Here is a 15020-nt window from a genome sequence, read left to right on the forward strand (position 1 = left end):
TGCTTCTCCCGGCACCGTGCCAGTTCCCTCTCCCTTTGGGAGAGAGCCGGGGTGAGGGGAAACAAAAATAATGGAATTAAAATAATGGCTTACACTACTTTTTCACAGACGAAAAACGACCAACTCGCCGAGCCGATGTTCTTTGGTCAGTCGGTTAACGTGGCGCGCTACGATCAGCAAAAATACGACATCTTCGAAAAACTGATTGAAAAGCAGCTCTCCTTCTTCTGGCGCCCGGAAGAAGTGGACGTCTCCCGCGACCGTATTGACTTCCAGGCACTGCCGGAACATGAGAAGCACATCTTCATCAGCAACCTGAAGTACCAGACGCTGCTGGACTCCATTCAGGGCCGCAGCCCGAACGTGGCGCTGCTTCCTCTGATCTCTATCCCGGAGCTGGAAACCTGGGTTGAAACCTGGGCGTTTAGCGAGACCATTCACTCCCGCTCCTACACCCACATCATCCGCAACATCGTGAACGATCCGGCGATTGTCTTCGACGATATCGTCACCAATCAGGAAATCCTCAAGCGTGCCAAAGATATCTCTGGCTACTACGACGACCTGATTGAGATGACCAGCTACTGGCACCTGCTGGGCGAAGGCACTCACACCGTGAACGGCAAAACCGTCACCGTGAACCTGCGTGCGCTGAAACGCCAGCTATATCTCTGCCTGATGAGCGTGAACGCGCTGGAAGCTATTCGCTTCTATGTTAGCTTCGCCTGCTCCTTCGCTTTTGCCGAGCGCGAACTGATGGAAGGCAACGCCAAAATCATCAAGCTGATTGCCCGTGATGAAGCGCTGCACCTGACCGGCACCCAGCATATGCTTAACCTGATGCGCAGCGGTGAAGACGATCCGGAAATGGCGGAAATCGCCGTTGAATGTCGCCAGGAATGCTACGACCTGTTCGTGCTGGCCGCTCAGCAGGAAAAAGAGTGGGCAGACTACCTGTTCCGCGATGGTTCCATGATCGGCCTGAACAAAGACATCCTCTGCCAGTACGTTGAATACATCACCAACATCCGTATGCAGGCCGTGGGGCTTGATCTGCCGTTTCAGACGCGCTCAAACCCAATTCCATGGATTAACGCCTGGCTGGTTTCCGATAACGTACAGGTCGCACCGCAGGAAGTCGAAGTCAGTTCCTATCTGGTCGGTCAGATCGATTCGGAAGTTAACACTGACGACCTGAGCGATTTCCAGCTGTAAGCCATGAGCCGTATTACGCTTAGCATTACCGGCGCACAGCTGATTAGTGAGGAGGAACATCCCTCGCTGCTGGCAACGCTGGAATCTCATCGAGTCTGCGTAGAATATCAGTGCCGGGAAGGGTATTGCGGCTCGTGTCGCATTAAGCTGCTGGCCGGTGAAGTTCAGTGGCTGACCGAACCGCTGGCGTTTATCCAGCCCGGTGAAATTCTCCCCTGCTGCTGCAAAGCGCGGGGCGATATAGAAATCGAGATGTAAAAAAGGCCGCATTCGCGGCCTTTTCTCTTTCCGTTACTTCTGCTTCAGGAACTGAACCGCCTTGTCCGGGAAGTCGGTAAACAGCCCGTCGACGCCCGCTTTGTTGTACAACACCTCGTACAGCTGATTCACATCGCTCACATAGTCAGGCAGCGCATCCGCCCTTACCGTGTACGGATGTACGGTAAGCTTACTGGCATGCGCTTCGGTTACCATATCAGTGAGCCTGACGTTGCCTTTGGTCGAGGACTTCTCCACCAACATATGGTAGTCCGGGCCAACACCGTCGGCATACTGAGCGATTTGCTTCATCGCGCCAGGCTTAAACATCCAGTCGTAGCTGTAGTTCACCCACTTGCCGTCCGGCTGTTTTTCCTGAGTCTCATTCCAGTCGGTATAAGCGATAAGCTGCACCAGTTTAAGATTCATGCCCATTTTCGGCTCAAGCTCGTTTTTAATGCGCTTAAGCTCCGCCGCGTCAAAGCACTGGAGATAAACCTTATCCTGCTTGCCGGTATAGCCGTATTGCTTCAGCACCTCCAGCGTTTTCGCCGCGATATCTTTCCCTGCCTGATGGTGGAACCACGGCGCTTTTATCTCAGGATAAATGCCGATGTTCTTGCCGGTGGAATGGTTCAGCCCCTGAACAAACTCGATTTCTTCTTCAAAGGTGTGCACCCGGAAGTCGGATTTGCCCATCGGGAAGCGCCCCGGATAGGTCTGCACCTGCTTGCCGTCAACGATATCAAAACCTTCGGTGAACTTGAGGGACTTGATTTCCGCCAGCGTAAAGTCGATGGCGTAGTAGCGGCCATCTTTTCGTGCACGGTCCGGGAAGCGCTTCGCGACATCAGTCACCCTGTCCAGATAGTGGTCATGCAGCACCACCAGCCTGTCGTCTTTGGTCATCACCAGGTCTTGCTCAAGGTAGTCCGCTCCCTGAGCATAGGCCATCGCCTTCGCCGGCAGCGTATGCTCAGGCAGATAGCCGCTGGCCCCCCGGTGAGCAATCACGACTTTGTCCGTGCTCTCAGCAAATGCGCTGCTGGTCGCCATCAACACAACGCCCGCCAGTAAGGATGTTGCAATCAGTTTCATTTTGCTCCCCTTAGCCGTTCTTCATCATTTTTTCGTCATGCTGTTTACGCTCGCCAATCATCACCACAATCAGCAGCAACACGGCCAGAACACTGCCGCCAATCATCACGATAAAACCGCCGTCCCAGCCGAAGAAGTCAACGGTATAGCCAACAATGGCGCTGGCCGCGACCGAGCCGCCCAGGTAGCCAAACAGGCCGGTGAAGCCCGCTGCCGTACCCGCCGCTTTCTTAGGTGCAAGCTCAAGCGCATGCAGGCCAATCAGCATCACAGGGCCATAAATCAGGAAGCCGATGACGATCATGCAGGCCATGTCCACGCCCGGGTTACCCGGCGGGTTAAGCCAATAAACCACGGTGGCAATTGTCACCAGCACCATGAAGAACACGCCGGTCGCACCGCGGTTGCCCTTGAATACTTTATCGGACATCCAGCCGCACAGCAGCGTACCGGGAATACCTGCATACTCATAAAGGAAGTAGGCCCAGGACGATTTATCCAGCGCGAAGTGCTTCACTTCCTTCAGGTAGGTTGGTGACCAGTCCAGAATGCCGTAACGCAGCAGGTAGACAAACACGTTGGCAATCGCGATGTACCACAGCAGGCGGTTCGGGAAGACATACTTCATGAAGATCTGCTTCGCCGTCAGCTCTTCTTCCGCTTTCTCGCTGTAATCGTCCGGATAATCGTTTTTATACTCTTCAATCGGCGGCAGACCGCAGGATTGCGGCGTGTCACGCATCAAACCGAAAGCAATAATCGCCACAATGATTGCCGCAAAAGCCGGCATATACAGCGCCGCATGCCAGTCGTTAAACCACGCCATACCCAGCAGGAACAGCAGCGGAGGAATACCGCCGCCCACGTTATGCGCACAGTTCCACACGGAAACAATACTCCCGCGCTCTTTCTGCGACCACCAGTGCACCATAGTGCGTCCGCACGGCGGCCATCCCATACCCTGGAACCAGCCGCACAGGAACAGCAGCACAAACATCACGGCGATGCTTGACGTTGCCCACGGCACAAAGCCCATAAACAGCATCACCGCCGCCGCCATGATAAGCCCGGCAGGCAGAAACACGCGCGGATTCGAACGGTCGGAAACCGAACCCATGATGAATTTCGAAAATCCGTAGGCGATCGAAATCCCGGATAGCGCAAAACCGAGATCGCCACGGGAAAAGCCCTGCTCCACCAGATATGGCATCGCAAGAGTGAAGTTTTTCCTCACCAGGTAATAAGCAGCGTAACCAAAGAAGATGCCCATGAAAATTTGCCAGCGCAGGCGACGATAGACCGGGTCTATCTGCTCCTCTGGCAAACGCGTCTTATGCGCGGCGGGTTTGAAGATACTTAACATACGAGCCTCCGTGGCGTTGATGTTCAGCGGGGGCAAGCGGCCCCTGCCTAATGTTCTTTTTCGAGCACATGGTAGTTATCTACGCGCGTACTTACTGTGAAACATCGCACATAATGTTACATTTTTATTACAAAGAGGCGAAAAGGTGCATGGCATCACGAATAATTTTCGTTTATTGCTCGAATTTGCTCGCAATCAAACATTTCGTGCCTTATTTGTGGCTGAATAACAGTAAATAATGCGGGGATAAAGGAACGCCATGTGAGCAGAGAGACGGACGTGATTATCATTGGCGGAGGAGCAACCGGAGCCGGTATAGCACGTGACTGCGCCCGACGTGGGCTGCGTGTTCTTCTGCTCGAACGCCACGACATTGCGACGGGCGCGACCGGCCGCAACCATGGCCTGCTGCACAGCGGCGCGCGCTATGCGGTCACCGACGGCGAATCCGCACGAGAATGCATTGAGGAAAACCGCATCCTGAGGCGCATCGCCCGCCACTGCATCGAACCCACAGACGGTCTGTTTATCACGCTTCCGGAAGACGACCTGGCGTTTCAGAGCGGGTTTATTGCCGCCTGCCGTCAGGCCGGGATTCACGCAGAAGCGCTGGCCCCCAAAGAGGCTCTGCGTCTTGAACCATCAGCGAACCCGGCGTTAATCGGTGCGGTGCGTGTCCCGGATGGGACGGTCGATCCTTTTCGCCTTACGGCTGCCAATATGCTCGATGCAAAAGAGCACGGCGCAAAGGTACTCACCGGCTGCGAAATTACCGGCCTGATTCGGGAAGGCTCCAGGGTCTGCGGCGTGCGCGTATTCAATCATCTCACCCGGCAATCGGGGGAGTTCCGTGCTCCGATGGTGGTTAATGCCGCCGGGATCTGGGGCCAACACATTGCTGAATATGCCGATCTCAAGGTAAAAATGTTCCCGGCTAAAGGCGCGCTGCTGATCCTCGGCCACAGAATCAATAACATGGTCATCAACCGCTGCCGTAAACCGGCAGACGCCGATATCCTTGTCCCCGGCGACACCATCTCGCTTATTGGCACCACCTCCACGCACATTGACTACGACCAGATTGACAATATGTCCGTCACGCCGGATGAGGTAGATATTCTGATCCGCGAAGGTGAAAAACTGGCTCCGGTACTGGGCCAAACCCGTATTCTGCGAGCCTACGCAGGCGTCAGGCCTCTGGTCGCCAGCGATAACGATCCGACGGGGCGCAGCGTGAGCCGTGGGATTGTGCTGTTGGATCACGCGAAACGCGACGGCATGGACGGTTTTATCACCATTACCGGCGGCAAACTCATGACCTACCGCCTGATGGCGGAATGGGCAACGGACCTGGTTTGCGAGCGGCTTGGGAACAATATCCCCTGCTCCACAGCTTCGACGCCGCTGCCGGGCTCCGAACAAACGGCAGAACAAACGCTGGGCAAAGTTATCTCCTTACCGCCTACGATTCGCGGGTCGGCCGTCTGGCGGCACGGCGACCGCGCTACCCGCCTGCTGAATAACAGCCGGCTTAGCAACAGCCTGGTTTGCGAATGCGAAGCCGTCACCTCCGGTGAGGTTCGCTATGCCATCGACGCCCTCGGCGTAAAAAGCCTGGGTGATTTACGCCGCAGAACGCGTGTGGGCATGGGCACCTGCCAGGGCGAACTTTGCGCCTGCCGTGCCGCGGGCCTGCTGCAGCGCTTCCAGCTCACCACACCGGCACAGTCGCTTGAGCAGCTTTCCCATTTCCTCAACGAACGCTGGAAAGGTGTCCGCCCGATAGCCTGGGGAAATGCGTTACGCGAAAGCGAATTTACCGCCTGGGTCTACCAGGGGCTGTGCGGACTGGATAACGGAGAACAGAGATGAAATTCGACACGATTATCATCGGCAGCGGCCTCGCCGGACTGACCGCTGGAATAAAGCTGGCGGAAAACGGGCAGCGCTGCGCTATCGTCAGCCGCGGGCAAAGTGCGCTGCACTTCTCTTCTGGTTCACTGGATTTACTGTCTGCGCTGCCGGACGGCAGCCCGGTTCAGGAGCCTGAGGCCGCGCTGGAAAGCCTGGCTGAACAGGCCCCCCAACATCCCTACAGCCTGATGGGTAAAGAAAGCGTGTTGGCTTTTGCCGCAGAAAGCGAACAACTGCTGGCAAGGGCTGGCATCCCCATGACGGGCCATTATCGCCAAAACCACCTGAGAATTACCCCGCTGGGCAAACAAAGGGCCAGCTGGCTAAGCCCGCCGGAGGTGCCTCAGGCTCCACTGCCCTGGCAAAAAGTCACGGTGATCAATATCGCAGGTTTTCTGGACTTTCAGGCAGAGCTGGTGGCCGGTTCGCTTTCGTCCTCGGGCTGTGCCGCACACGTCGCCGAACTCACCTTACCCGTGCTTGACGTATTACGTAATAACCCAAGCGAGTTTCGTGCCGTAAATATCGCCCGGGTGCTGGATCTGCCGGAAAATCGCCGGGCGCTGATAGATGAACTCCGGCTGTTGCTGGGCCGCGGTGAAGCGATGATTCTGCCCGCTTGTCTGGGTCTGGAAGGAGATACGCTTTCAGCCCTGGAGCACGCGCTTAACGTACCGGTAAAACTGCTTCCTACGCTGCCGCCGTCGGTACCCGGAATGCGGCTACACGCCGTGCTCCGCCGCCGCTTTCAGTCTCTTGGTGGCCTTATCATGCCTGGCGATACCGTAACGGGTGCTCAGCTTGAACAAGGGTGCATCAGCGCCCTGTTCACCAAAAATCATCGTGAAGTCCCGTTGCGTACCCGCAATGTCATTCTGGCCAGTGGAAGCTTCTTTAGCGGTGGACTGGAGGCCGACCGGCAACGCGTCTTTGAACCGATATTCGGGCTGGGCGTCGAGGTGCCGGAGGAGCGAACCTCATGGAGCAAAGCAGATTTCTTTGCGCCACAGCCTTGGCTGCAGTTTGGGGTAAAGGTTAACGCCCGCCTTCAACCATTCCACCAGGGCGAATACACAAAAAATCTCTATGCCATCGGCTCGGTGCTGGGCAGCTTTGACCCTATACAACAAGGATGTGGGGCCGGCGTGTCGATGCTAACGGCGCTCTTCGCTGCTGACAGCATCCTCACTACTGCGGAGGTTCACCATGAACCTGCTCGATGAAACCAGCTTTGAAAGCTGTATTAAATGCACGGTCTGCACTACGGCCTGCCCGGTTAGCCGCGTACGCCCGGAATACCCGGGCCCCAAACAAGCCGGGCCGGACGGTGAGCGACTGCGTCTTAAAGATCCATCGCTGTATGATGAAGCGCTGAAGTACTGTACCAACTGTAAACGGTGTGAAGTCTCCTGCCCGTCCGAGGTAAAAATTGGCGATATCATTCAGCGGGCACGGGCCAGGTACGGCGAACACAAGCCCTCGTTGCGCGACGCCATTCTTAGCCATACCGACTTAATGGGCACGCTCTCTACTCCGTTTGCTCCACTGGTGAACGCCACCACCGGCATGAAGCCCGTACGCAAGCTGCTGGATAAGGCGTTAAACATTGATTCCCACCGCGAGCTGCCCAAATACTCTTTTGGTACCTTCCGCCAGTGGTATCGTCGCCAGTCGCAGCAGCAGGCCAGCTTCCCGCAGCAGGTAGCGTTCTTCCATGGCTGTTTTGTGAACTACAACCACCCGCAGCTCGGCAAGGACATGGTTAAGGTGTTTAACGCGATGGGCATCGGCGTGCAGTTGCTCAAAAGAGAGAAGTGCTGCGGCGTACCGCTTATCGCTAATGGCTTTATCGATAAGGCAAAAAAACAGGCGGCGGCAAATGCCCGCTCGCTTGAAGAAGCCGTTATCCAGCAAGGGTTACCGGTTGTCTCAACCTCTTCGACCTGTACTTTCACCCTGCGTGACGAATACCCGCACATACTGGGCGTTGATACCACGCCAATCCGCGATCGGATTGAACTGGCAACGCGCCACATCTGGAAACTTCTGGAAGAGGATGGCAGAACGCTGGCGCTAAAAAATACGCCGCTTCGCATCGCTTACCATACGCCGTGTCATATGGAAAAAATGGGCTGGACGCTCTACTCCGTTGAACTGCTGCGCCGAATTCCCGGCGTGGAGCTGGTGATGCTGGATTCCCAGTGCTGCGGCATTGCCGGAACCTATGGGTTTAAAAAGGAAAACTATACCGCCTCTCAGCGCATCGGCGCGCCGCTGTTCAGGCAGATAGAAAAGAGCGGCGTAGACCTGGTGGTCACCGACTGTGAAACCTGTAAATGGCAGATAGAGATGTCCACCAGCAAACGCTGCGAGCACCCGATTACGCTGCTGGCACGGGCGCTCGCCTGATACCTAGAGGCTTGCTGACTCCACAACCGTAATCCAGCCGTGCCCGGCTTTCAGCGGCTGGCCGTTGAGCCAGCGGCGAAGCACGTTAAGCGCCATCATGGCACACACCTCCTGGCGGGTGGCTAACGCATGGCGACTGTTGCCAAACTTCACGCCAAGGCCAAAGGTGCCGTCCGGCGTGGAGAGCGCAAAGTTGATCTGCTGCGCTTCCTCACCTGCTATCACCAGGGCCACGCCGCTTTGCTGGCTCTGGCGCAGGTCTGCGCTGGACTTCAGCGCCTCCGCCAGCGTGCCAGCCTCCTGCGGTAAAACACGGCTAGCTTTCAGCGCAGCATGCGCTCGTGTCAACTGCAGCGCCAGCAGGCCGCCGGTAAACTGCTCGCTCACGGTGATGGTCAGTGAACGCTCGGCGAGGCGGCGTGCTATTTGCGCAGGAAGCCCTTCGGTCCCTTCAAAAATCAGGCTGTCTCCTGCCACACGGCGCACTTCCGGCCATACCGCTTCCATGGCTTCACGCTGGCTGGCCGGGCCGGTGAGCTTGAGCTCGATAATCGGCATGGATGAGCGATATCCCATCACCACATCATCCGGCAACGTCAGTGGATCAAGGCATTGTGCCAGCTCACTTTCGGAGCGTCCAAACGTGGTTAAGCGCAGACATACCGGGGGTTCAGGGAGCGTAAAGCGCGCGCGCAGCCGCGGCATTATCTGTTTTTCGACCATGGCCTTAAATTCTGACGGCACGCCGGGCGTAAAAAACATCAGGCAGCGGTTTAATTTCAAAGCAAAACCACAGGCGGTACCGACGGGATTGTCGATCATTTCGCTGTTGGCCGGGATTTGCGCCTGTTTGCGGTTGCTCGGCGCCATCACTCGCCCACGTTCGGCAAAGAACTGCTCCATATGGGTTAACCATTCAACGTGCTCAACCAGCTCAACGCCCGCAGCCGTGGCCGCCGCCAGAGCGCTTAAATCATCGCTGGTTGGCCCAAGGCCGCCGTTTACGATGAGGATATCAGCCTCGCAGCTACGCTCTTTCAGCACTGAAATCAGGTCAGGAAGGCTGTCGCCTACCGTATTACGCCGCGACATGGGTAACCCCTGATTAAAGAAATAATCGGCAAGCCAGGCTGCATTGGTGTCCGTAATTTGCCCGTACAGCACTTCGTCGCCGGTTGACAGCATTTCTACTTTTAACATCTTCTACTCCGCGGGAGGGGAACGCCCCACTATAGCGCAGACGAGGACAACAGGCGGGAAGAAAAAGCGCGACAAAAGTGTCGCGCTGGAATAAATCAGAAACTGGCGCTTACGCCAACGTACGGGCCGTCGGCAACGGTATCGGTACGGTCGCCGTCTTTGCCACCGAGGCTGATATAGCGGTAGCCGACCTGGGCCGAAAACGGACGCATAAAGTTCCAGCTAGCCCCTGCGCTCGCTTCCTGATAGTCCTTCACGCTGCTGGACAGAGAGTCCGGAGAGTAATAGTAATCACCAAAGATCGCGATATCAGAAGTGATTGGCCATTTCAGACCACCGCCTGCCGCTATGGCATAACCTTCTTTGCGGTCTTTTGGATGCAAGTAAACGCCTCGTCCACCTACGGTGGCCATCAGCGGCCCCAGGGGGATATTAAAACCAAGACCCAGCCCGACCGCATCGCCATTATCATCGTTGTGGGCATAGTTAGCATTTACCGCAATACCGCTGCTTTCAGTACCGAAGCCAACGCCAATATTGGTGTATTCCTTACCCACTTCACCGCTTACACCGATGGCGCTCGCCGTTGCTGAAACCAGCAGCAGACCCGCGCCGCTGGCTAAAAATAATTTATTCATTCCTTGGTTCCTGAAAAAGAAAAAGGGCAGCCCTTGAAAACGCCTCTGGATGGCGTGCCGCATTATCTAATTAACGCGTGAGAAAATGCCAACACTTCCTTGATTGTAAGGAAATGAAAAGACGCGCTTTCCCGGGACAAGATCAAGGAATGACTGCGGCTGAAAGTGCAACAGTGTTTCAGCAATGAATGTAGTCACATTATAAATATGGTCTATATTTAACGCTTTTCTGTAACAACTTGACCCAGGTCTTAGGGAGGCATTGATGAGCAAGAAAGGATTAACCACCGCCGCAGGCGCACCCGTTGCCGATAACAACAACGTCGCTACCGCAGGCCCGCGTGGCCCTATGCTGCTTCAGGACGTCTGGTTTCTTGAAAAGTTAGCGCATTTCGACCGGGAGGTGATTCCCGAGCGCCGTATGCACGCCAAAGGTTCTGGCGCTTTCGGCCATTTTACCGTCACTCACGATATTACCCGCTACACCCGCGCGAAGCTGTTTTCGGAAATCGGCAAACAAACCGAAATGTTTATGCGTTTTTCCACCGTAGCCGGTGAACGCGGCGCCGCCGACGCCGAGCGCGATATCCGCGGCTTTTCCATGAAGTTCTATACCGAGGAAGGCAACTGGGATCTGGTGGGTAATAACACGCCGGTGTTCTACCTCCGCGATCCGCTGAAATTCCCGGACCTGAACCACGTCGTAAAACGCGATCCGCGTACCAACCTGCGCAACCCAACGTATAAGTGGGACTTCTTCTCTCACCTGCCCGAAGCCCTTCATCAGCTGACCATCGACTTCAGCGACCGCGGCCTGCCGCGTTCTTATCGTCATATCCACGGTTTTGGCAGCCACACCTTTAGCTTCATTAATAAAGATAACGAGCGCTTCTGGGTGAAGTTCCACTTTAAAACCCAACAGGGTATTGAGAACCTGATGGACGAAGAAGCAGGAAAAATCATTGCGGAAGACAGGGAAAGCTCGCAGCGCGATCTGTACGAATCCATCGAGGCCGGTGATTTCCCGCGCTGGAAGCTGTTCATTCAGATTATGCCGGAAGCCGAAGCGTCAAAAACACCGTACAACCCGTTTGACCTGACCAAAATCTGGCCGCACGGCGACTACCCGCTGATTGAGGTTGGGTATATTGAACTGAATCGCAACCCGGAAAACTACTTCTCGGATGTCGAGCAGGCAGCAATGTCTCCGGCAAATGTGGTACCGGGCATTAGCTTCTCTCCGGATAAGATGCTGCAGGGCCGCCTTTTCTCTTACGGCGACGCGCATCGCTACCGTCTGGGCGTGAATCACCATCAAATCCCGGTTAACGCACCAAAATGCCCGTTCCACAACTACCATCGCGACGGCGCGATGCGCGTGGACGGCAATAGCGGCAACGGCGCGACCTATGAGCCTAACAGCTTTAATGTTTTCCAGGAACAGCCCGATTTCAGCGAGCCACCGCTAAGCCTTGAAGGCGCGGCAGACCACTGGAACCATCGCGAAGATGGCGACTATTTCAGCCAGCCACGGGCGCTGTATAACCTACTCAGCGCTGAAGAACATCAGCGTATGTTTGCCCGTATTGCCGGTGAAATGAAAGATGTGCCGGAAAGCATCCAGGCGCGCCAGATTTGTCTGTTCAGCCAGGTGCATCCTGAATACGGTGCAGGGGTGGCTAACGCAATTAAAGCGCTTAAAAACGACAGGTAATACATTTGCAGAGGCTACGCCCCTGCAACCCATTCCATCAGCCTGCGGCGGGAGATTTTAATCCCGCCCTGTTTCAGCTCCTGCGGCAAGGTTAGCCAACGCACGGGCCGCTGAAAACGGGGCAACTTTCCGTCAAGCCAGACGGCAATTTCGTTCAAATCACATCCCACACTTGTTTCCACTACGGCAACCGGACGCTGCCCAAACTCGGCGTCATCAACGGGCACCACAAATACCTGCTGTACCGCGGGATGTGTCGCAATGACTCGCTCCACCTCTTCCGGCTGAATGCCTTCTCCGCCGCTGAAGAACTGGTTATCAAGGCGTCCCATTATCATCAGTTGCCCCGCCTGCAAAACGCCTCTATCGCGGGTTGCAAACCAGCCGTGTTCATTCACCAGCGGAATAAGCTTGCCATCGCGCCAGTAGCCGCTGGCAAGACTATCCGCTTGTATCCACACTTCTTCCTCGACGATTTTCACTTCCCGCCCGGCCAGCGGTTTACCAACATCAGGCAGGCCGTCGGCCCGTTTCGCACATACCGTTGAAGCAAGCTCCGTCAGGCCATAGCCGCACCAGCAGCGCACACCACGCGCTTCTGCCTGCTGCGTCAGCTCCACGGGAATCGCCGCCCCGCCCAGCAGCACTTCACGCAGCGCCAGCGGTTGCTGCTGCTCCAGCGGTTGCTGCTGCTCCAGCAGGCGCCAAAGCTGGGTCGGTACCAGCGAGGCATGGCTGCACTCCCGTAAAGCTTCGCTTATCGACTGAGCAGAAGAAACCTTCAGTTGGCCACCGGCATGCAGCCAGCGCCAGAGGATCCCTTGCCCGGAAACGTGAAACAGCGGCAGCGACAAAAGCCAACTATCTTCGGCGCCGTAATCCATCATCGACAGCACACCCGCCGCGCTGGCAAGGTGGGCCGAGCATGTATGCACGGCCGCTTTGGGTAACCCGGTTGAACCAGAGGTCAGCGTCATAGAGGCGAAACGCGATGGCCGCCAGCTTTCGCACCAGGGAGCGGCATCCACCAGCCGCAGCGGCGTCAAGCCAGGCAGCGGACAAACGTCGGTTAAGTTGATGCCGTAGCTCAGCGTCATCGACGGCAAGAGCTCTGCAAGAAGGCTTTCAGGAAGCTGTGGATTCAGTGGAAGAACCCGCGCGCCGCATTGCAATAGAGCCAGCCAGGCAAGCAGCGTTTGCGGGCCATTTTTCGCTTTTAGCGCAACGCCATCACCTTCTTTTACGCCCTGCTGGCGAAAGCCTCCCGCCAGCGCATCCACGCGCTGGCAAAGGGTTGGCCAGGTTAAGCGCTCATCGTCGAGGCGGAGCGCGACGTTTGCGCCCCGGACGTTTGCCCAGTGACGCCACGGCCAGTCGGAAAAGATCATCGAATACGCTCAAGCTGATTGGCACTTATGCAAGGCAGCGAGCTACCCGGCCAGCTGCGCTCAAGCTGAGACTGCATCAGGGACAACGTATCCAGCCCCGGCAGGGTTCCCGGCGTGAGCCAGGCGGCGATGCGAGCCAACTGGGTCAGCCCCAGGCTCGACTCAATGGAGGAGCTGATCACCGCTTTTAACCCTAATTTGTGCGCGGAGGTGACCTGCTCACGCACTTTATCCAGGCTTCCGGTCAGCGTCGGTTTGATAACCACTGCCGAAACGCCCGGCTCTGCGGCGAAAACGAAATCACTCTCTCGCAGGCTCTCGTCCCAGGCAATCGCAATCCCTGTTTCCCGACTGAACTCGCGAGACTGCTCGCGGGTTTTGCACGGTTCTTCGACAAAATCGATGCGCGAGCGGCGATCAGGATTAACGTATTTAGCGAACTGCTGTGCCTTGAGCGGCGTCCAGCTGCGGTTAGCATCAAGACGCAAATGCAGTTCAGGCACGGCCTCAAGCAGCAGATTGACCACCATGCCGTCCCGCACGGCTTCGTAAAGGCCAACTTTTACCTTCGCCACTTTTTCCCCCGGCATTTCAGCCAGCGCAAGAATCAGCTCGTCAGGATCGCCGGTACACAGCGGGGCCGCACGATAGTCTGCTCCCTGTGGCAGCGTTCCGTCTATTTCTGCCAGCGCACAGCTAAGGCCAAACGCGACGGACGGCAGCTCAGGCAGGGAAGACGTTTCGTCAGCAATCCAGCGCTCGAGCCAGCGCTCGGCCTGCGCCTGGGCTTCCACAAGGCTTTCACGGCTAAAACCCGGTAAAGGTGAAATCTCGCCCCATCCGCTACGCTCGCCCGATGTCAAACGTACCACCAGACCATCCCTGAATTTGAGGCGCTGGTCGCGTAGCACGACGCCGGCCTCCATCGGGATTTGAAAGCGCCACAGCGCCGCGCTGCGCATTATGGATTCCGTTTAAATTTGCTGAAGTCTGGCTGACGCTTCTGGTTAAACGCGTTGCGACCTTCCTGACCCTCTTCGGTCATGTAGAACAGCATCGTGGCGTTGCCCGCCAGTTCCTGCAGCCCGGCCTGACCGTCGCAGTCAGCATTCAGGGCGGCTTTCAGGCAGCGCAGCGCCATCGGGCTGTTTTGCAGCATTTCACGGCACCAGCGCACGGTCTCTTTTTCCAGATCGGCGATCGGTACGACAGTATTGACCAGCCCCATATCCAGCGCTTCTTTCGCGTCATACTGGCGGCAAAGGAACCAGATTTCGCGCGCCTTTTTCTGGCCAACAATACGCGCCATATAGGACGCGCCCCAGCCACCGTCAAAAGAGCCTACTTTCGGGCCCGTCTGGCCAAAGACGGCGTTTTCAGCGGCAATGGTCAGGTCACACATCATGTGCAGCACGTGGCCGCCGCCGATGGAAAAGCCCGCTACCATAGCAACAACCGGTTTAGGACAGGTACGGATTTGGCGCTGGAAGTCGAGCACGTTCAGGTGATGAACGCCGCTTGCGTCCTGATAGCCGCCGTAGTCGCCGCGCACTTTCTGGTCGCCACCCGCGCAGAAGGCCTTTTCACCTTCGCCGGTCAAAATAATGGTACCGATATTGTCGTCATAGCGTGCGTCGGCCAGCGCGTTAATCATCTCTTTGACGGTTAGCGGACGAAACGCGTTGCGTACTTCCGGGCGGTTAATGGTGATTTTGGCGATGCCGTCGCTGGATTTATGGTAGCGAATATCGGTGTAGCCTTCGGAGCAATCCTGCCATTCAACCGGTGCATAAAGCATTTGTTCATCAGGGTAAATCATGAGG

13 protein-coding genes are annotated in these 15020 nt (G+C 56.4%); 6 read left to right on the top strand and 7 right to left on the bottom strand.

What is annotated here, in order from left to right:
• The first annotated feature begins 84 nt into the window (after nucleotides 1-84).
• Together nrdB and yfaE are read left to right on the top strand one after the other, a co-directional pair.
• Nucleotides 85-1215 (top strand): class Ia ribonucleoside-diphosphate reductase subunit beta, encoded by a 1131-nt coding sequence (gene nrdB / locus VGM55_RS13690; protein ID WP_154188099.1) that lies wholly within the window; start codon nucleotides 85-87, stop codon nucleotides 1213-1215.
• A 3-nt stretch (nucleotides 1216-1218) separates the two neighbouring features.
• On the top strand, nucleotides 1219-1473 hold the full coding sequence (yfaE, locus tag VGM55_RS13695; protein WP_154188100.1) for a class I ribonucleotide reductase maintenance protein YfaE: 255 nt from the start codon (nucleotides 1219-1221) through the stop codon (nucleotides 1471-1473).
• A 33-nt stretch (nucleotides 1474-1506) separates the two neighbouring features.
• Here yfaE and glpQ read toward each other — a convergent pair whose 3' ends face one another.
• Nucleotides 1507-2571 (bottom strand): glycerophosphodiester phosphodiesterase, encoded by a 1065-nt coding sequence (gene glpQ / locus VGM55_RS13700; protein WP_331635773.1) that lies wholly within the window; start codon nucleotides 2569-2571, stop codon nucleotides 1507-1509.
• A 10-nt stretch (nucleotides 2572-2581) separates the two neighbouring features.
• Nucleotides 2582-3934 carry a glycerol-3-phosphate transporter gene (gene glpT, locus VGM55_RS13705; protein ID WP_154188102.1) on the bottom strand — a complete coding sequence of 451 codons (1353 nt, stop codon included), beginning with the start codon at nucleotides 3932-3934 and terminating at the stop codon, nucleotides 2582-2584.
• A gap of 261 nt (nucleotides 3935-4195) precedes the next feature.
• Between glpT and glpA the strand changes: the two genes are divergently transcribed.
• Genes glpA through glpC form a run of 3 tightly spaced genes read left to right on the top strand, consistent with a single transcriptional unit; the run spans nucleotide 4196 to nucleotide 8257 of the window.
• A complete protein-coding gene (glpA, locus tag VGM55_RS13710; protein WP_331635774.1) occupies nucleotides 4196-5806 on the top strand; it encodes an anaerobic glycerol-3-phosphate dehydrogenase subunit A in 1611 nt (536 codons plus the stop codon).
• Nucleotides 5803-7071 carry a glycerol-3-phosphate dehydrogenase subunit GlpB gene (gene glpB, locus VGM55_RS13715; protein WP_331635775.1) on the top strand — a complete coding sequence of 423 codons (1269 nt, stop codon included), beginning with the start codon at nucleotides 5803-5805 and terminating at the stop codon, nucleotides 7069-7071. Before glpA ends, glpB begins: the two co-directional genes overlap by 4 nt.
• Entirely contained in the window at nucleotides 7055-8257 is a 1203-nt protein-coding gene (gene glpC, locus VGM55_RS13720; protein ID WP_331635776.1) for an anaerobic glycerol-3-phosphate dehydrogenase subunit GlpC, read from the top strand. The genes glpB and glpC overlap by 17 nt, the downstream gene beginning before the upstream one ends.
• A gap of 3 nt (nucleotides 8258-8260) precedes the next feature.
• Here the strand turns inward: glpC and VGM55_RS13725 are convergent, their stop codons facing one another.
• Together VGM55_RS13725 and VGM55_RS13730 are read right to left on the bottom strand one after the other, a co-directional pair.
• Entirely contained in the window at nucleotides 8261-9457 is a 1197-nt protein-coding gene (locus VGM55_RS13725; protein WP_154188105.1) for a nicotinamide mononucleotide deamidase-related protein YfaY, read from the bottom strand.
• 95 nt (nucleotides 9458-9552) lie between these two features.
• A complete protein-coding gene (locus VGM55_RS13730; protein ID WP_154188106.1) occupies nucleotides 9553-10095 on the bottom strand; it encodes a YfaZ family outer membrane protein in 543 nt (180 codons plus the stop codon).
• Nucleotides 10096-10360: 265 nt separating this feature from the next.
• Here VGM55_RS13730 and katA point away from each other — a divergent pair, with 265 nt between their 5' ends.
• Nucleotides 10361-11809, top strand: coding sequence for a catalase KatA (gene katA / locus VGM55_RS13735; RefSeq protein ID WP_331635777.1), 1449 nt, complete (start codon nucleotides 10361-10363; stop codon nucleotides 11807-11809).
• Between the two features lie 14 nt (nucleotides 11810-11823).
• Here katA and menE read toward each other — a convergent pair whose 3' ends face one another.
• From menE to menB, 3 genes are read right to left on the bottom strand one after another with little or no spacing between them, the layout of a single operon-like run.
• On the bottom strand, nucleotides 11824-13197 hold the full coding sequence (gene menE, locus VGM55_RS13740; RefSeq protein WP_331635778.1) for an o-succinylbenzoate--CoA ligase: 1374 nt from the start codon (nucleotides 13195-13197) through the stop codon (nucleotides 11824-11826).
• Nucleotides 13194-14159 (bottom strand): o-succinylbenzoate synthase, encoded by a 966-nt coding sequence (gene menC, locus VGM55_RS13745; RefSeq protein WP_154188109.1) that lies wholly within the window; start codon nucleotides 14157-14159, stop codon nucleotides 13194-13196. The genes menE and menC overlap by 4 nt, the downstream gene beginning before the upstream one ends.
• Nucleotides 14159-15016: a 1,4-dihydroxy-2-naphthoyl-CoA synthase gene (gene menB, locus VGM55_RS13750; RefSeq protein ID WP_154188110.1), complete on the bottom strand. Its 858-nt coding sequence runs from the start codon at nucleotides 15014-15016 to the stop codon at nucleotides 14159-14161. The genes menC and menB overlap by 1 nt, the downstream gene beginning before the upstream one ends.
• Between the last annotated feature and the right edge of the window lie 4 nt (nucleotides 15017-15020).

Origin of the sequence: Cedecea sp. (assembly GCF_036500665.1) — a bacterium.
Taxonomy (GTDB): Bacteria; Pseudomonadota; Gammaproteobacteria; order Enterobacterales; family Enterobacteriaceae; genus Cedecea.